Origin of the sequence: Ruminococcus sp. J1101004sp1_RTP21198st1_B9_RTP21198_201120 (genome assembly GCF_040924245.1) — a bacterium.
Lineage (GTDB): Bacteria > Bacillota > Clostridia > Lachnospirales > Lachnospiraceae > Blautia_A > Blautia_A faecis.
Genome location: NZ_JBCOMI010000007.1, coordinates 35,704 through 52,908, shown reverse-complemented (window position 1 = coordinate 52,908; position 17,205 = coordinate 35,704). Strand labels below are relative to the sequence as shown.

Genomic DNA, 17,205 nt, shown 5'->3' with positions numbered 1-17,205 from the left:
AAATTTCAGGTAGTGAACATTTGACAGAGGATAGAGCTTCGAAAAAATCTCTGCAAAATGAATATTATCATTTCAGGGCTTGTCACATCTTTGTGTGTTTGTTTATATATTTGGCTTTGTATTTAGAATATACAATTGTCTGATCTTTATACAGTCCATAATATCCGGAAGCCGCATAGCTGATAGAAACGGCAATCAGATAGAAGGACACTCCCTTAAAGCCAAACATTTCAAAGGCAATCAGAATAGAAGTAATCGGGCAGTTCGTCACACCACAGAAAACAGCAGCCATTCCGCAGGCTGCGCAAAGGGAGGGAGAAAGCCCTATCAGCTGTCCTGCCATGCATCCGAAAGTGGCGCCTACGCAGAAAGACGGAACGATTTCGCCTCCGCGAAAACCAGCCTTCATAGTCAGTGCGGTAAGGAGCATTTTCCAGAAGAAAGCCATATAATCGGTGTCTCCGGTCTCCACTGCTTTCTCAATAAGCTCAGCACCGGCTCCCATGTAATCCGTAGTTCCAAGAATCAGTGTAATAAAAATAACCAGAACGGCACCGACCACTACCCGTGCATATTTATTAGAAAAAAACCGGCCGTAGAATCTGGCTGTCTCATTTAAAATAATACAGAAGACAATACTGATCACTGCACATCCAAGGGCTACAACGCCCATTTTCAGCCCTGTTTCCAGGGAAAGTGCAGGAATATTTACTACGTGAAAAGCTTCCGGCGTAACGCCCATACCAGCCGCAAAATGGGATGCGATCAAAGATGCGATCATACAGGGCATAAGAGCTGTATAATACATAACCCCTACACTGACTACTTCCAAGGAAAAAACAGCTGCAGCCATTGGTGTGCCAAATAGTGCAGAGAAAGCAGCACTCATACCACACATAACGATCACATGACGGTCTTCCTCATCAAGATGGATCCATCTGCCAAGAAGATTGGCAATGCTGCCACCCAGCTGAATAGCTGCACCCTCACGTCCTGCTGAACCACCGGCAAGATGTGTCAATGCAGTCGAAATAAAAATCAGCGGACCGGATCTCCAGGGCACATCATCCTGGGAACGGACTGTAGAAAGGACTTGATTCGTGCCGCCATCGTCTTTTCCGAATTTCTCATAAAGAAATACGATGCAAAGTCCGAACAGGGGCAGGAGAAAAAAGGTCCACAGATGTGCCTTGCGGTAACCGGTCACTGCCTTCAGCACAAAAGAAAACAAAGTACTAAAAGCTCCCGCTATACATCCTACCACCACTGCCAGAAGCAGCCACTTAAGCAGGTTCCCCATGTCACGTCTGATAGCTCCGGAATAATAGCGAAATTTGTCCTCCGGAGTCTGCCTGTTGTCTTTTTCCATATTATTTTCGTCCTCTCATGTATAGTTGTGACTTACTCCATTTTGTCACCTGAAATAATTGTTTGATATTACTGGAAAATTCCTTTTATAAATACGAATTTATGCGTATTTTTATTATACTATATACGCTCAGAAAAAGCGACAAAAATTTTTGAGAATTTCAAAAATTGTCTATAATTTTAAAGCAGATTGAAAAATGGAAACATAATTTATTATAAGTTTCTTTTTATCGGGGAAAATAATGGAAAAATCTTTTTATACCGGAAAAGGAATCGGTGTGTGTATTCTGGATACCGGGATTTATGAGCATATAGATTTTACTGGCAGGATCTGGACTTTTTATGATTTCCTGGATTTTAAAAGGAGACCTTATGACGATAATGGACATGGCACCCATGTAGCCGGGCTGGTGGCAGGAGATGGCACTGCTTCCATGGGAAAATACAGAGGCGCAGCACCTGGCTGCGGAATCATTGCGCTGAAAGTGCTTGACCGTTATGGAAATGGAAGTCAGGATGACGTGCTTCGGGCTCTTCGGTGGATTCGGGAATACAGGCAGCAGTACAGGATCCGGGTGGTAAATATTTCTGTGGGAACTACCTGTAACTCAAAAAGAAACCATGCCAGGCTTCTGGAAAGTGTGGAGCAGCTGTGGGATGAAGGAGTGGTAGTGGTCACAGCTGCCGGAAACCAGGGACCAAGGCCGGGCAGTATCACAGCTCCAGGAAGCAGCAAAAAAGTGATCACAGTGGGCTCCAGCGATTTGTTGGAAGGGCGCAGTGCTATTTCAGGGAGAGGACCAACGGCGGAATGCGTGTGCAAGCCGGATATTGTGGCACCTGGAAATAAAATTATGTCCTGCGTGCCTGGAAAACCTTATTCCTATGGTGTGAAAAGCGGCACCTCTATGTCTACGCCTCTGGTGACAGGTGCCATTGCCTGTGCTTTGGAAAAAAATCCTGCACTTACCAATACGGATATCAAAACTATGCTGATGAATAGCGCAGAGGATATGGGACTGCCTCAAAACCTGCAAGGGTGGGGGAAATTTAACCGCAGAAAGTTTCTGAAAATGTAAAAGCAGCCAATTGTGTGAAAAGGATTTCTGCTTAAGTGATTTGAAGAAATGTACGAAAAAGAATACACAAACTTTGATAAAGAATTATCACTTTACAGTATAAAAGCACTTGACGAAGTCGCTTTAAGTGAGTAAAATGGACAGCAAGAGTTCCAAGAGATGAGGAGGAAATATCTATGGAAAACAGACGTGTTTCTATGAATCGCCACACAAACCTGCTTCAGTTAGAGGAGCATATGTATCCGCTTGTGGATGTTGCAACTCCCAATGTATTCCGAAATCTTTTTCCATATTCTGAAGTACCGAAAATTGCATTCAACGACCGAGTTGTTCCACATCATATGCCAGATGATATCTGGATCACCGACACGACATTTCGTGATGGCCAGCAGTCCAGAGCACCATACAGCACTGAGCAGATCGTAAGGATTTATGATTACCTTCATAAGCTGGGCGGACCGGAAGGAAGGATCCGTGCTTCTGAATTTTTCCTTTACAGTAAGAAAGACCGTGATGCTGTTGAGAAATGTATGGAGAGAGGCTATGAGTTCCCTGAGGTTACCAGCTGGATCCGTGCAAATAAGAAGGACTTCCAGCTTGTCCGTGATATGGGTATGAGAGAGACCGGTATCCTGGTAAGCTGTTCCGATTATCATATTTTTTATAAGATGAAAATGACACGTAAACAGGCGATGGAGCATTATTTAAGCATTGTAAAAGAATGTCTGGAAATCGGTGTTTCTGTCCGTTGCCATCTTGAAGACATTACACGAGCTGATATTTATGGCTATGTTATCCCATTCTGCCTTGAGCTGATGAAGCTTCGCCAGCAGTACGGCATTCCGGTTAAGGTTCGCTGCTGTGATACCATGGGCTACGGTGTTAACTATCCTGGTGCCGTGATCCCTCGTTCTGTACCTGGTATTATTTATGGTATTATGGTTCATGCAGGCGTTCCTTCTGAACTGATCGAGTGGCATGGACATAATGACTTCTATAAGGCAGTCAGCAACTCTACAACAGCATGGCTGTATGGTGCGTGTGGTGTTAATACTTCTTTATTTGGTATCGGAGAGCGTACCGGAAATACACCTCTTGAGGCAATGGTATTTGAATATGCACAGCTTCGCGGAAACCTTGGAGGTATGGATACAACTGTTATCACAGAGCTTGCTGAGTACTATGAGAAAGAGATTGGCTACCACATACCGGAAAGAACTCCCTTCGTTGGAAAGAACTTCAATGTAACAAGAGCTGGTATCCACGCCGACGGACTTCTGAAAAATGAGGAAATCTATAATGTATTTGATACCGAGAAATTCCTGAACCGCCCGGTTGAGGTTGCCGTTTCCAATACTTCCGGAGCTGCCGGAATCGCACACTGGATCGACAGCCATTATCGCCTGAAGGGCGACCAGAAGGTTGATAAGAACAGCGAGCTTGTAAAGATGATCAAGTCCTGGGTTGACCAGCAGTATGAGGATGGCCGTGTTACTGTGCTTTGTGATACAGAACTTGAAGCAATTGTAGCAGAGACTTGCCAGAGACTTGGAATTACGTTAAAATAGGGTTGCTGCGGACATAGTTCACAGTTACCACAAAACATATACTAGGAGGTAATAATGGGTAAAATTCAAATGCAGACCCCTCTTGTTGAGATGGATGGGGACGAGATGACCAGAATTCTGTGGCAGTTGATCAAGGATGAGCTTCTTCTTCCTTTTATTGATCTGAAGACAGAATACTATGATCTTGGACTGGAATACAGAAATGAGACTGATGACCAGGTAACTATAGATGCAGCGGAAGCCACCAAGAAATACGGAGTTGCTGTTAAATGTGCCACCATTACCCCGAATAAAGCCAGAATGTCTGAGTACAATCTGAAGAAAATGTACAAAAGCCCTAACGGAACTATTCGTGCAATCCTGGATGGAACTGTTTTTCGTGCTCCCATTGTGGTAAAGGGAATCGAGCCATGTGTGAAGAACTGGAAGAAACCTATCACCATTGCCCGTCATGCTTACGGCGATGTATATAAGAATGCCGAGATGTACATTGACAAACCAGGAGATGCTATGCTGGTATTCAAAGGAGAAGACGGCGAGGAGAGAACGGAGCTGATCCATCACTTTGATACTCCAGGCGTGATCCAGGGTGTTCATAACCTGGACAAATCCATTACCAGCTTTGCAAGATGCTGCTTTAATTATGCCTTAGATACGAAACAGGATCTGTGGTTTGGCGGCAAGGATACCATTTCCAAAACATACGATGGCAAATTTAAAGAAATATTCCATAATATTTATGAAGCTGAGTTTAAGGATAAATTTGAGGCAGCAGACATTACGTTCTTCTATAGTCTGATTGATGATGTAGTAGCCCGCGTAATGAAAGCAGAAGGCGGATTTATCTGGGGCTGTAAGAACTATGACGGAGATGTTATGAGTGACATGATTTCCTCTGCATTTGGTTCTCTGGCAATGATGACTTCTGTACTGGTTTCTCCGGATGGATATTATGAGTATGAGGCAGCTCACGGAACTGTACAGAGACATTACTATCGTCATCTGAAAGGAGAGGAGACCTCTACCAACTCTGTAGCAACAATCTTCGCCTGGACCGGTGCTCTGAGAAAAAGAGGTGAGTTGGATCAGAATCAGGAGCTTATAGAGTTCGCAGATAAACTGGAGAAAGCAACCCTTTCCACTATCGAAGGCGGACAGATGACCAAAGACCTGGCACTGATTACTTCTTTAAAAGATGTAAAAGTCCTTAACAGCCGCGAGTTTATTCTTGCAATCAGAGAGAAACTTGAGGCCATGTAATAAAACAGACAGCTTTAATAAGTTGTTTAAAGTAAAAATGTTAATATTGTTATAAAAAAACAGGAACGGTTTCGGATATTTATATTCGAAATTCGTTCCTGTTTTTGAAATAAATATGAAATGTAAGGCTCAAAAGAACAGGTTACTGGTAATTTATGCCAGCTCCTCCCATTTCTCATAAAGTCCTTCCAGTTCTTCTGCTATAGCAGCTTTTTCCCGGCTGAGCTTCGTGCATTCTGCCACATTCGTACAGATATCTGGCAGAACCATGGTTTCATCAATTTCTTTATCCCTTGTTTCCAGTTCTTCAATCCGTGCTTCCACTTTCTTCAGCTCATTTTCCCGTTTTCTCTTCAGAGCCTGTTCCTCTTTCTGCTGCTGCCAGGTGAGTTTGGTTTCAGAGACGTTTTCCTTAACTTCCTGAGCGGCGGTCTCCTGAACAGGAGCATAAATCCGGGTCATCTCCTCCTTCTTTTCCAGGTAGTAATCATAATCACCGATATAATTGACAATGGCCTGGTTGGTCAGATCCATAATGCGGGTAGCAGTCTGGTTAATAAAATAACGGTCATGGGAAACGTAGAGGACAGTTCCTGTGTAGCTGTTCAGTGCTTCCTCCAGAATCTCCTTGGATGCAATATCCAGATGGTTGGTAGGCTCATCCAGTATCAGGAAGTTGGCTTCTGAGAGCATCAGCTTCGCCAGGGAAACACGGCCACGTTCACCACCAGAGAGAGAGGAGATCAGCTTAAACACATCATCTCCTGTAAAAAGAAAAGCAGCCAGCATATTGCGGATTTCAGTCTCAGTGAGAGTCGGATATGTGTCTGATATCTCCTGGAAAATAGTTTTCTCCATATGCAGAACATGGTGTTCCTGATCATAGTATCCGATCTGAACCTTGGAACCCAAGGCAAAGCGTCCTGCATCAGCATCCACAATTCCATTGAGAATCTTCAAAATTGTGGTCTTACCAGTACCATTGTTGCCAATCAGGGCAACACGCTCCCCACGTTTGATTTCAAAATTAATATCTGTAAACAAAGTCTGTCCTGGGAAAGCCTTGGAAAGTCCTTCTACAGTAAGTACATCATTTCCACTGATAAAACGTGGTTCCAAGGAAATACGCATCTGGTTATCAATTTCAATTGGTTTCTCAATGCGCTGGATCTTGTCCAGCATTTTTACACGGCTCTCAGCACGCTTAATGGATTTCTCACGGTTAAAGGAGCGGAGCTTGGTGATAACAGCCTCCTGATGTTTGATCTCTCTTTGCTGGTTCAGGTAAGCCTTGTACTGGGCGTCACGCAGCTGCGCTTTTTTCAGGGCATAAGCGGAATAGTTGCCTTCGTACATTCTCATCTGGGCAGCCTCGATCTCCACGATCTTGGTAACTACCTTGTCCAGAAAATAACGGTCATGGGAAACGATAAATACAGCACCCGGGTAGTTGAGAAGATAGGTCTCAAGCCATGCAATGCTCTCCATATCCAGATGGTTGGTAGGCTCGTCCAGAAGGAGAATATCCGGTTTGGAAATCAGAAGCTTGCCAAGTGCAACCCGGGTTTTCTGACCGCCGGAAAGGTTCTCAATCTGTTTGCCGTAGTCTTCTTCTTCAAATCCAAGACCTTTTAAAACACCTACGATTTCACTTTTATAAGCGTAGCCGTTTTCCAGCTCAAACTGGTGAGTCAGGCGGGTGTAGCTGTTCATCAGGCTCTCAAGTTTGTCTCCTGCTACGTATTTCATTTCCTGCTCCAGAGAACGGATCTTGTCCTCCATATCCAAAATGTACTGCTTGGTGGTCATCAGTTCTTCGTAAATAGTGTGATGACCGTGGATATCCTGGTACTGGGCCAGATAACCGATCTTCTTATCCTTGGCAATGACCACCTGACCGGAATCCGCGGAAATCTCCTCCATGATAATACGAAGAAGAGTTGTTTTCCCCGCACCGTTATTGCCGATGAGAGCGGCCTTTTCCCGTTCTTCTATGTGAAAAGAAGCATCCTGCAGGATCACCTTTTCCCCAAAAGATTTGCAGATGCTCTGACATGATAAAATCATAAGTTCCTCCTTAAAAAGGCGGTTCTGTATACACAGAAACAGCATTATTAGAATGTTCAATAGTATATTATACTTGAAAAATTTATTTTTTGAAAGAATAATTGTCAAATCACAAAAAAATTTGCAAAAATTTGTAATTCTGCACAACTTTAATTGACAAGAAAATAACATTTCGGTATAATTGACATAGTGTTACGCGGGCTGCCGTTTACAGGTAATGTTCCGCGATGCGTTTTTAGCGGAAAAATACAGGCAGCGGAAACAAGGAGGGGAACATTTTGGATGCAAAAGAGATCTCAAAGGCGGTAATTAAGAGATTGCCAAGATATTATCGCTATCTGGGGGAGCTGATGGAAGAGAAGGTGGAACGTATATCTTCCAACGACCTGAGTAAAAAAATGCATGTGACTGCTTCACAGATCCGACAGGACTTAAATAATTTTGGCGGTTTTGGACAGCAGGGATATGGATATAATGTAGAATATCTTTATACAGAAATTGGTAAAATACTGGGTTTGGACACCATTCATCCCATGATCATCCTGGGCGCAGGTAATCTGGGACAGGCACTTGCCAATTATGGAGACTTCGAAAAACGTGGCTTCCGTCTGGTTGGAATTTTTGATATAAACCCGGTTCTGGAGGGGATTTCTGTTCGCGGGATTGAGATTCGGATGATCAACAGTCTCCCGGAATTTATCAGGGAGAATCAGGTGGAGATTGCTATTTTAACCCTGCCGAAGAATAAGGCCAAGGAGATGGCGAAGGTTCTTATTGACAATGGAATCAAGGCAATCTGGAATTTTGCCCATACAGATCTTGACGCCCCGGAGGATGTGATCGTGGAGAATGTTCATCTGTCCGAGAGCCTGATGGCTCTGTCTTACAATTTAAGCCAGTATCGTAACGAACATAAAGAAAACAAAGAATAAAAGTCAAAGAGGACTGCTGCTTGTCTCGCTGAAGGATTTACAGGAGACCGGGCGGCAGTTTTGCATTAGGAGTGGTCTTATGAAAAAAGTTGTAACCTGTAGTCAGATGAAGCTGCTTGACCATGGCACCATTCATAATATGCATGTTCCCTCTCTGGTTCTCATGGAGAGGGCAGCACTTGCCACAGCAGAAGAGATCCGGAAATATCTGGAAAAGAAAAACGGTTCTGGAAATTTGAAAAAAGAACGGATTCTGACCGTCTGCGGATCTGGCAATAACGGAGGTGACGGCATTGCCATTGCAAGACTTCTGCATCTGGCAGGGATCCGTTCTGAGATTTATCTTGCAGGAAATCCGGATAAAATGACAGAAGAAACCCGACACCAGTGGGACATTGCCATGAGCTACCAGGTACCGGTAATGAATAACCCTGTATGGGATGAATATACTGTTATAGTAGACGGAATTTTCGGCGTTGGACTCTCCAGGGAGATTACCGGGAATTACAAAGAGATAATTGACCATATGAATGAAGCTCCTGCGTATAAAGCAGCGGTGGATATTCCGTCTGGCATTCATGGAGATACGGGAGCTGTTCTTGGAACTGCTTTTGAGGCAGATCTTACCGTAACATTTGCATATAAAAAACGTGGACTTTGTCTGTATCCTGGAAGAGCTTATGCTGGCAGAACTGTGGTGGCGGATATTGGGATTTATGACCGGGACCGTGATGGCAGTGAGCTTGCAAGCAAGGCTGCCTGGTATATAGAAAAATCTGACGTGAAAACTCTTCCGGCAAGAAAACCATGGGGAAATAAAGGAACATTTGGCAAGGTCCTTCTTGTAGCGGGTTCGAAGGGAATGTGCGGAGCAGCCTGCCTGAGTGCCAGTGCAGCACTTCATGGAGGTGCCGGGATGGTGAAGATCCAGACTGTGGAAGAGAACCGGATTCCTTTACAGAGCCTTTTGCCTGAGGCAATGCTGACCAGCGAATTTGATGAGGAAGCCAATAGGAAAAATTTAAACTGGTGTGATGTGCTGGTGATCGGTCCAGGACTTGGAACAGAAGGCTCAGGAAAGGAAAGAATGCTTTGGTTCCTGGAAAACGGAGCAAAAGCAGGAAAGCCTGTTATACTGGATGCAGATGGTCTGAATATTCTGGCAATGCATCCACAGTGGATGAAATTAATAGGGGAACAGACCATTCTCACACCCCACATGGGCGAGATGAGCCGTCTTTGCGGCTTGGATGTATCAGAACTAAAGGAAGACCCTGTAGCCCGTGCTTATCAGTATGCAGAGAAAAGTGGCGGTGTTCTGGTACTGAAAGACGCATGTACAGTAGTGACTGACCGGAATGAAAAGCTGTATCTGAATCTTTCTGGTAATTCGGGAATGGCCACAGCAGGAAGCGGAGATGTACTTTCCGGTATTATCGCAGCTGTTCTCTGCATGTATTTAAGCTGTGAGGAAGAACAGGAACTTTCCTATAAAGCTGCCCTGGCAGTGTATATTCACGGTCTTTGCGGTGATATTGCCAGAGAGAAAAAAGGATCTCACGGCATGACGGCGAAGGATATGATCGAAGCCCTGCCGGAAGTTTTGAAACTGGCAGAAGTTCAAAGTAAAGTATGAGAATTGTGACGTACATTTTGCAGAACGCCTTTTGAGGCATGCTCTGATAAATTTAGAAAATCGAGGAAAATGTTATGGAAAAATACAGCAGAATCAAAGCATTGATTTCTCTTGATGCAATCAGATATAATTTTGAACAGATGAAGAAGAACATAAAAGAGGGAACAAAGATCATCGCAGTGATCAAAGCGGATGCATATGGTCACGGTGCAGTACCTATTGCGAGAATGCTTGAGGAATTTGATTATATATGGGGATTTGCTGCGGCTACAGCCCAGGAGGCATTACAGCTTCGAAAAGCCGGGATCACAAGACCGATTCTGATCCTGGGACTGGTATTTGAAGAATATTATAAGAAACTTGCCGAAAATGATGTGCGCATGGCCGTCTGTGATTATGAGACTGCCAGGAAATTTAACAAAGCTGCTGAAGCAGCGGGCAAAAAAGGTCTGATCCATCTGGCTGCGGATACAGGCATGACCAGGATCGGATTTAAGGACAGAGAAGAGAGTCTGGAGGAAATCCGCAGGATTGCAGCTCTTCCCAATGTGGAAATTGAAGGTTTATTCACTCATTTTGCAAGAGCAGATGAATACGACCGCACCCCGGCAATGGTTCAGCTGAAACGATATCTTGATTTTGCGGATCTTCTGGAAAAAAATGGAATCCATATTCCACTGCATCACTGTTCCAATAGTGCCGGAATAATCCGTGTACCGGAAGCCAATCTGAACATTGTCCGTGCCGGAATTACCATTTATGGAATTTATCCCTCTGAGGAAGTAGAAAAAGACATTGTAATGCTGAAACCTGTAATGTCCCTAAAGAGTCATGTTTCCTACGTGAAAGATGTGGAGCCGGGGGTTCAGGTAAGCTACGGTGGAACCTACACGACAGATCATGTTACAAAGATGGCGACGATTCCTGTTGGATATGCAGATGGATACCCAAGAATGCTTTCTAATAAAGGCTGGGTTCTGATTCATGGAAAAAAAGCGCCGATCTGTGGCAGAGTCTGTATGGATCAGTTTATGGTAGACGTGACAGAAATCCCGGATGTAAAGACAGGGGATGAAGTGACACTGCTTGGAAAAGATGGGGATGAGGTTATCAGTGCAGATACACTGGGAGATCTGTCCGGCCGTTTTTCTTATGAATTTGTATGTAATATCAGCAAACGTGTGCCAAGAATCTATATCCGCGATGGGAAAGAGTGTGGCGAGCTGACACATTTTGACTGAGCATACCCAGACAAATTGTGACGCGTATCCTTTGGAAAGCCTTTTGCAGGTATGCGTCAGGTAAGAACAATACAGACGGAAATGGTTCCGTTACCGGCTTTTATAAGAACCCGTAACGAATTACGGGAAAAATACCACACATGTATACACATGAAAAAAGTTGGAAATACTTATTTTCAGAAAAGTAAAAGTAAAACGGAGTGTGAATTGTGTGGTAATTAAAAGAGGGGATATTTTTTATGCGGATCTTCGGCCCGTGGTGGGAAGCGAGCAGGGAGGTATCCGACCGGTACTTATTATTCAGAATGATGTAGGCAACAGACATAGTCCTACCGTGATCTGCGCAGCGATTACATCCAAAATGAACAAGGCGAAGCTGCCCACCCATATTGAGATTGATGCATCGGCCTATGGAATTGAAAAAGATTCTGTAATTTTGTTAGAACAGCTTCGCACCATTGACAAGAGAAGATTAAAAGATAAAGTATGTCACCTGGACGGTCCTATGCTTGACAAGGTGAACCATGCTCTTGAAATCAGCCTGGAGCTTACATTCTCTTGACGAAAAGAAACTTTAGTGATATAGTTGTAAAGTCTCAGCGGCATTGACTGCCGCAATTGCACATTCGTGCTGCTGTGGAATAAGGAAGCAGCAGTATGCTTTCGTTACTGCGAAGGTAATAAGCAGTAACGCTGTCTAGGAGGAACAAAGGTTTAATATATGGAATCTGGCAGTAGTATGCCCCTGGCGGGCTTTGTCATTTTATTATTGCTTTTGTGGCTGAATGGTATTTTTTATGGATTTTCAGCTGCAGTGCACAATCTGAGCGAAAACGAAGTGGAGAAACGGGCGCAGGAAGGAGATAAGAAAGCAGTCTTTCTTCTTTCCCTGATCAACAATCCTGTTTCATTTGTCAATGCGATTCCGCTGATTGTTATGGCTTCCGGAGTCTGTTTCGGAGCATTTATCGTTCCATGGGCTGCCGAGACCTTTCATCCCTACATAAAGCATTTGGCTGCATTGATCCTGGTGCTTGCACTGGTGATCATTCTGCTTGCGTCTCTTGGTATTCTTACATTCAGGAGAATCGGAACCTATCACCCGGAAAAATATGCATATCGGTATATGAAGATTGTAGGATTTTTTACCAGGATCCTGTATCCTTTTACTATGTGCGTAACCTTTATTGCCAAGCTGGCAGCAAGGCCATTTGGTGTTGCTTTTAATCAGTCAGAGGATCCGGTGACGGAGGAAGAGATCATTTCCATTGTAGATGAAGCCCATGAGCAGGGGGTCATTGAGGAAAACGAAGCAGAGATGATCCAGAATATCATGGAGTTTACGGACACTGAAGCCAAGGACATTATGACGCATCGCAAGAATGTGATCGCATTTGATGAGGAGGACAATCTTCAGACCATTGTGGATACCATGCTTGAGGAAGGAAATTCCCGTTATCCTGTATTTAGAGAGACGATAGATAATATAGTAGGAATTATTCATTATAAAGATGCTTTGAAATTTCTCACCAGGAATTCCTGGGCGAAGTTCAAACCCCTTAAGGATCTGCCGGGATTGATCAGAGAAGCTTCTTTTATTCCGGAGACAAGGGGAATCAGTGATCTTTTCAAATCCATGCAGATGAAGAAAATTCATATGGCAGTGGTAGTGGACGAGTATGGACAGACTTCAGGAATTGTCTCAATGGAAGATATTCTGGAGGAAATCGTAGGAGATATTCTGGATGAATACGATGAAGACGACAGTACGTTCCGGACGCAGAAGGATAACAGTGTGATCATTGACGCACTGGCGTATCTGGAAGATGTAGCGGAAGAGCTTGGAATTGATTTCGGTAAAGTGGAATTTGAGACCTTAAATGGTTATCTGACGAATCTTCTTGGACATATTCCCACAGAAGATGATCTGGATAAAGAAATTGTTGTAAACGGCTACCGTTTCAGAATTCTTTCCCTTGGCAACAAAACCATCGGAAAGGTGCGGGCCGAAAAGATAAAAAAAGAACCAAAAGGAGAGGATAAGAAATGTCAGGACATTCAAAATTCGCAAACATAAAGCACAAGAAAGAAAAAAACGATGCTAAAAAAGGAAAAATCTTTACCATCATCGGTCGTGAGATTGTAATGGCTGTTAAAGCAGGTGGTCCGGATCCGAACAACAATGGTAAGCTTCGTGACGTTATTGCAAAGGCAAAGGCAAACAACATGCCAAACGATACCATTGAGCGTGGTATTAAGAAAGCAGCCGGTGCTGATTCCGCAGACAGTTATGAGAAAGCTGTATACGAAGGATATGGTCCGAATGGTGTTGCCATCATCGTTGAGACTCTGACTGATAACAAGAACCGTACAGCCAGCAACGTAAGAAACGCTTTTACAAAGGGTAACGGAAGCATTGGAACCCAGGGCTGTGTATCCTATATGTTCGATCAGAAGGGTCAGATCATCATCGACAAGGAAGAGTGCGAGATGGACGCTGACGAACTGATGATGACCGCTCTTGATGCAGGTGCTGAGGATTTCAACGAAGAAGAGGACAGCTATGAAGTTCTCACTGCTCCGGATGATTTAGGTGCAGTACGCGAGGCTCTTGAGGCCGCAGGTGTTCCGCTTCTTGAGGCACAGGTTGCCATGATCCCGCAGACAACTGTTGAACTGACAGATGAGAAATCCCTTAAGGATATCCAGAGAATCCTTGATCTTCTGGATGATGACGACGATGTAACAGATGTATGGCATAACTGGGACGAATAATTTAATCAGATTTGCAGATACTACCTCCATACGATTGTGTGGAGGTATTTTTTATGCAGCAAAGAGAGGATAATGAAGCAGAAAGTGAAAAAAAAGAATCTGTAGAAAAAGAAGAACAGCAAAATAAGCAGATCCGTGATATGGGACAGGTTATTTTAAATGAGAATTCCAATAAATACAAAGTGGAACTTCTGACGATCATCGGTGAGGTAGAGGGGCACGAATCGGCGCCGTCTCACAGCAAAACTACCAAATATGAGCATGTTTTGCCAAAGCTTGCCATGATCGAGGATGACAAGTCTGTGGACGGGCTTCTGGTTTTGCTTAATACTGTGGGCGGTGACGTGGAAGCTGGTCTTGCCATTGCAGAGATGATCGCCTCTTTAAGCGTGCCCACAGTGTCCCTGGTACTTGGAGGCGGTCACTCCATTGGTGTTCCCATGGCTGTATCTGCAGATTATTCTTTTGTAGTTCCCAGTGCCACCATGGTGATCCACCCTGTTCGCACAAATGGCATGTTTATTGGCGTCGCCCAGTCCTACCGCAACATGGAGAAAATCCAGGACCGGATCACCACCTTCATTTCCAGTCACACTCACATGTCCCAGGAAAGACTGGAAGAACTAATGCTGGACACTACGCAGCTGGTAAAAGATGTGGGAACTATGTTAGAAGGTCCGGAGGCAGTGAAAGAAGGTCTAATCGATGAAGTTGGAGGAATGAAAGAAGCTCTTGGGAAATTATATGATTTAATTGGGAAAGAGAAAAGCAAATCCCTTGAAAAATGAAAAATTATACATTTTTTGGAAAAAATATAAGAAAAACAGGAGAATTTTATTTTACTAACCTGTCTTTTTGTGCTATAGTGTTATAGGATATGACCGACACAAGTGTCCATACAGCGGACATATACATGAAGTGACGGTTAAATATAGGTTACTGCCCGCGGAGTGAGCAGCAACAAATATAGTACTTCAGGAGGGAACTATGTATAAGATACTCAACGCAGAGAAACTTTCTGCAAATGTTTTTCTTATGGATGTGGAAGCTCCTCGTGTGGCTAAGCATTGTCTGCCTGGCCAGTTCGTCATCGTGAAAATGGACGAAGTAGGAGAGAGAATTCCGCTTACAATCTGCGACTATGATGCAGAGAAAGGTACTGTAACAATCGTTTTCCAGCCGGCTGGTGCTTCAACAACCAGAATGGCCCAGCTGAAAGCAGGCGATTACTTCGAAGATTTTGTTGGACCTCTGGGACAGCCATCTGAGCTTTGCCATGAAGATCTCGAAGAGCTTAAGAAGAAAAAAATCGTTTTCGTAGCAGGTGGTGTTGGTACAGCTCCTGTATATCCTCAGGTGAAATGGCTTCACGAGCATGGCATTACCGCTGATGCGATCGTTGGTGCCAAGACAAAGGATCTCCTTATTCTTGAGGACAAGATGAAAGAAGTATGTAATCTGTATGTTACTACAGATGATGGTTCTTATGTACGTAAAGGTATGGGTACAGATGTACTTCGTGACCTTGTGCAGAATCAGGGCAAAGAGTATGATCTCTGCGTTGCAATCGGACCGATGATCATGATGAAATTTGTCTGCCTGTTAACAAAAGAACTGAACATTCCTACAGTTGTCAGCATGAACCCGATCATGGTAGACGGAACCGGTATGTGCGGAGCCTGTCGTTTAATGGTTGGCGGCGAAGTGAAATTTGCCTGCGTAGACGGACCGGAATTTGATGGACATAAAGTTGATTTCGACCTTGCCATGAAGAGACAGCAGATGTATAAGACCGAAGAGGGACGTGCTCTTCTGAAGCTTCAGGAAGGCGATACCCATCACGGCGGATGCGGACATTGTGGAGGTGACAAATAATGGCAGATGTATTAAAGAAAGTACCAGTCAGAGAGCAGGCTCCTAAGGTTCGTGCTACTAACTTTGAAGAGGTTTGCCTTGGTTACAATAAAGAAGAGGCAATGGAAGAAGCAAACAGATGCCTTGGCTGTAAGAAAGCAAAATGTATGGAAGGATGCCCGGTATCTATCAATATCCCAGGCTTCGTTCATGAAGTAAAAGAAGGAAACTTTGAAAAAGCTTACCAGATCATCGGTGAGTCCAGTGCTCTTCCGGCTGTTTGCGGACGTGTATGTCCTCAGGAGACACAGTGCGAGGGTAAATGTATCCGCGGTCTGAAAGGGGAAGCTGTTTCCATTGGTAAACTGGAGCGTTTCGTTGCTGACTGGGCGAAGGAGAATGGTATCAAACCAGTTCCGGCTGCACAGAAGAACGGACATAAAGTTGCAGTGATCGGTTCCGGCCCTTCCGGACTTACCTGCGCCGGAGATCTTGCAAAGATGGGTTACGATGTAACAATCTTCGAGGCACTTCACAAAGCTGGTGGAGTTCTTGTTTATGGTATTCCGGAATTCCGTCTTCCAAAAGACAAAGTAGTTGCAGCAGAGGTTGAGAACGTAAAATCTCTGGGTGTTAAGATTGAGACCAACGTTATCATTGGTAAATCCGTAACAATCGACGAGCTTCTTAAAGATGAGGGCTTTGAGGCTGTATTTATCGGATCCGGTGCCGGACTTCCTATGTTCATGGGAATCCCGGGTGAGCAGGCTAACGGTGTATTCTCCGCTAACGAGTACCTGACACGTAACAACCTTATGAAAGCATTCCGTGAGGATTATGATACTCCGATCGCACATGGCAAGAAGGTTGCTGTTGTTGGTGGTGGTAACGTTGCTATGGACGCTGCAAGAACTGCACTTCGTCTTGGCGCAGAGGTACATATTATTTATCGTCGTTCAGAAGCAGAGCTTCCTGCACGTAAAGAGGAAGTTCATCACGCAAAAGAAGAGGGCGTACAGTTTGATCTTCTCTGCAATCCTGTTGAGATCCTTACAGATGACAAAGACTGGGTAACCGGTATTAAATGTATCCGTATGGAGCTTGGCGAGCCGGACGCTTCCGGAAGAAGACGCCCTGTTGAGATTCCTGGTTCTGAGTTTACCATCGACGTTGATACTGTTATCATGTCCCTTGGTACAAGCCCGAACCCGCTGATTTCTTCTACAACCATCGGTCTTGATGTAAACAAGAGAAAATGTATCATTGCTGACGAAGAGTTTGGTAAGACTTCAAAAGAAGGCGTATATGCTGGTGGAGATGCTGTTACAGGTGCTGCCACTGTTATCCTTGCTATGGGAGCAGGTAAAGCAGGTGCACGCGGCATCGATGAGTATATTAAGAGCAAATATGCAAAATAAAAGCTGC

At 44.2% G+C, this 17,205-nt stretch carries 14 protein-coding genes; 12 read left to right on the top strand and 2 right to left on the bottom strand.

The features are described 5' to 3' along the window. Positions 1–82: 82 nt before the first annotated feature. Positions 83–1,369: a chloride channel protein gene (locus AB5618_RS06200; RefSeq protein ID WP_368366583.1), complete on the bottom strand. Its 1,287-nt coding sequence runs from the start codon at positions 1,367–1,369 to the stop codon at positions 83–85. Between the two features lie 241 nt (positions 1,370–1,610). On the opposite strand from AB5618_RS06200, the gene AB5618_RS06195 reads away from it, so the two are divergent. From AB5618_RS06195 to AB5618_RS06185, 3 genes are all read left to right on the top strand, one after another. Next, the gene (locus tag AB5618_RS06195) at positions 1,611–2,447 is read left to right on the top strand and encodes a S8 family peptidase (RefSeq protein ID WP_148462581.1); all 837 of its coding nucleotides are present in this window, start codon (positions 1,611–1,613) and stop codon (positions 2,445–2,447) included. 176 nt (positions 2,448–2,623) lie between these two features. Then, complete coding sequence (locus AB5618_RS06190) at positions 2,624–4,015, top strand: 2-isopropylmalate synthase (protein WP_118578409.1); 1,392 nt, start codon at positions 2,624–2,626, stop codon at positions 4,013–4,015. 54 nt (positions 4,016–4,069) lie between these two features. Beyond that, positions 4,070–5,275: an NADP-dependent isocitrate dehydrogenase gene (locus AB5618_RS06185; protein WP_195982829.1), complete on the top strand. Its 1,206-nt coding sequence runs from the start codon at positions 4,070–4,072 to the stop codon at positions 5,273–5,275. A 153-nt stretch (positions 5,276–5,428) separates the two neighbouring features. Here the strand turns inward: AB5618_RS06185 and AB5618_RS06180 are convergent, their stop codons facing one another. Next, positions 5,429–7,342, bottom strand: coding sequence for an ABC-F family ATP-binding cassette domain-containing protein (locus AB5618_RS06180; protein WP_118578407.1), 1,914 nt, complete (start codon positions 7,340–7,342; stop codon positions 5,429–5,431). A gap of 278 nt (positions 7,343–7,620) precedes the next feature. On the opposite strand from AB5618_RS06180, the gene AB5618_RS06175 reads away from it, so the two are divergent. The 9 genes from AB5618_RS06175 (at position 7,621) to gltA (ending at position 17,198) form a co-directional block, all read left to right on the top strand. Beyond that, positions 7,621–8,274 (top strand): redox-sensing transcriptional repressor Rex, encoded by a 654-nt coding sequence (locus tag AB5618_RS06175; RefSeq protein WP_173715574.1) that lies wholly within the window; start codon positions 7,621–7,623, stop codon positions 8,272–8,274. A gap of 79 nt (positions 8,275–8,353) precedes the next feature. Continuing rightward, positions 8,354–9,910 carry an NAD(P)H-hydrate dehydratase gene (locus AB5618_RS06170; protein WP_173773235.1) on the top strand — a complete coding sequence of 519 codons (1,557 nt, stop codon included), beginning with the start codon at positions 8,354–8,356 and terminating at the stop codon, positions 9,908–9,910. 74 nt (positions 9,911–9,984) lie between these two features. Beyond that, complete coding sequence (gene alr / locus AB5618_RS06165; protein WP_368366582.1) at positions 9,985–11,151, top strand: alanine racemase; 1,167 nt, start codon at positions 9,985–9,987, stop codon at positions 11,149–11,151. A gap of 211 nt (positions 11,152–11,362) precedes the next feature. Then, on the top strand, positions 11,363–11,713 hold the full coding sequence (locus tag AB5618_RS06160; protein ID WP_021926628.1) for a type II toxin-antitoxin system PemK/MazF family toxin: 351 nt from the start codon (positions 11,363–11,365) through the stop codon (positions 11,711–11,713). A gap of 159 nt (positions 11,714–11,872) precedes the next feature. Then, positions 11,873–13,228 carry a hemolysin family protein gene (locus AB5618_RS06155; RefSeq protein ID WP_173773237.1) on the top strand — a complete coding sequence of 452 codons (1,356 nt, stop codon included), beginning with the start codon at positions 11,873–11,875 and terminating at the stop codon, positions 13,226–13,228. Then, positions 13,198–13,926 (top strand): YebC/PmpR family DNA-binding transcriptional regulator, encoded by a 729-nt coding sequence (locus AB5618_RS06150; RefSeq protein ID WP_118578401.1) that lies wholly within the window; start codon positions 13,198–13,200, stop codon positions 13,924–13,926. The genes AB5618_RS06155 and AB5618_RS06150 overlap by 31 nt, the downstream gene beginning before the upstream one ends. 53 nt (positions 13,927–13,979) lie before the next feature. Beyond that, positions 13,980–14,714 (top strand): ClpP family protease, encoded by a 735-nt coding sequence (locus AB5618_RS06145; RefSeq protein ID WP_226814796.1) that lies wholly within the window; start codon positions 13,980–13,982, stop codon positions 14,712–14,714. A gap of 199 nt (positions 14,715–14,913) precedes the next feature. After that, positions 14,914–15,801: a sulfide/dihydroorotate dehydrogenase-like FAD/NAD-binding protein gene (locus tag AB5618_RS06140; protein ID WP_118578399.1), complete on the top strand. Its 888-nt coding sequence runs from the start codon at positions 14,914–14,916 to the stop codon at positions 15,799–15,801. Then, positions 15,801–17,198 (top strand): NADPH-dependent glutamate synthase, encoded by a 1,398-nt coding sequence (gltA, locus tag AB5618_RS06135; protein WP_148462574.1) that lies wholly within the window; start codon positions 15,801–15,803, stop codon positions 17,196–17,198. Before AB5618_RS06140 ends, gltA begins: the two co-directional genes overlap by 1 nt. The last annotated feature ends 7 nt before the right edge of the window (positions 17,199–17,205 follow it).

Bases quoted from the DNA above. Each gene is read 5' to 3' on its own strand.
- AB5618_RS06200 (WP_368366583.1), bottom strand. From the start codon at position 1,369: ATGGAAAAAGACAACAGGCAGACTCCGGAGGACAAATTTCGCTATTAT.
- AB5618_RS06195 (WP_148462581.1), top strand. From the start codon at position 1,611: ATGGAAAAATCTTTTTATACCGGAAAAGGAATCGGTGTGTGTATTCTG.
- AB5618_RS06190 (WP_118578409.1), top strand. From the start codon at position 2,624: ATGGAAAACAGACGTGTTTCTATGAATCGCCACACAAACCTGCTTCAG.
- AB5618_RS06185 (WP_195982829.1), top strand. From the start codon at position 4,070: ATGGGTAAAATTCAAATGCAGACCCCTCTTGTTGAGATGGATGGGGAC.
- AB5618_RS06180 (WP_118578407.1), bottom strand. From the start codon at position 7,342: ATGATTTTATCATGTCAGAGCATCTGCAAATCTTTTGGGGAAAAGGTG.
- AB5618_RS06170 (WP_173773235.1), top strand. From the start codon at position 8,354: ATGAAAAAAGTTGTAACCTGTAGTCAGATGAAGCTGCTTGACCATGGC.
- alr (WP_368366582.1), top strand. From the start codon at position 9,985: ATGGAAAAATACAGCAGAATCAAAGCATTGATTTCTCTTGATGCAATC.
- AB5618_RS06155 (WP_173773237.1), top strand. From the start codon at position 11,873: ATGGAATCTGGCAGTAGTATGCCCCTGGCGGGCTTTGTCATTTTATTA.
- AB5618_RS06150 (WP_118578401.1), top strand. From the start codon at position 13,198: ATGTCAGGACATTCAAAATTCGCAAACATAAAGCACAAGAAAGAAAAA.
- AB5618_RS06145 (WP_226814796.1), top strand. From the start codon at position 13,980: ATGCAGCAAAGAGAGGATAATGAAGCAGAAAGTGAAAAAAAAGAATCT.
- AB5618_RS06140 (WP_118578399.1), top strand. From the start codon at position 14,914: ATGTATAAGATACTCAACGCAGAGAAACTTTCTGCAAATGTTTTTCTT.
- gltA (WP_148462574.1), top strand. From the start codon at position 15,801: ATGGCAGATGTATTAAAGAAAGTACCAGTCAGAGAGCAGGCTCCTAAG.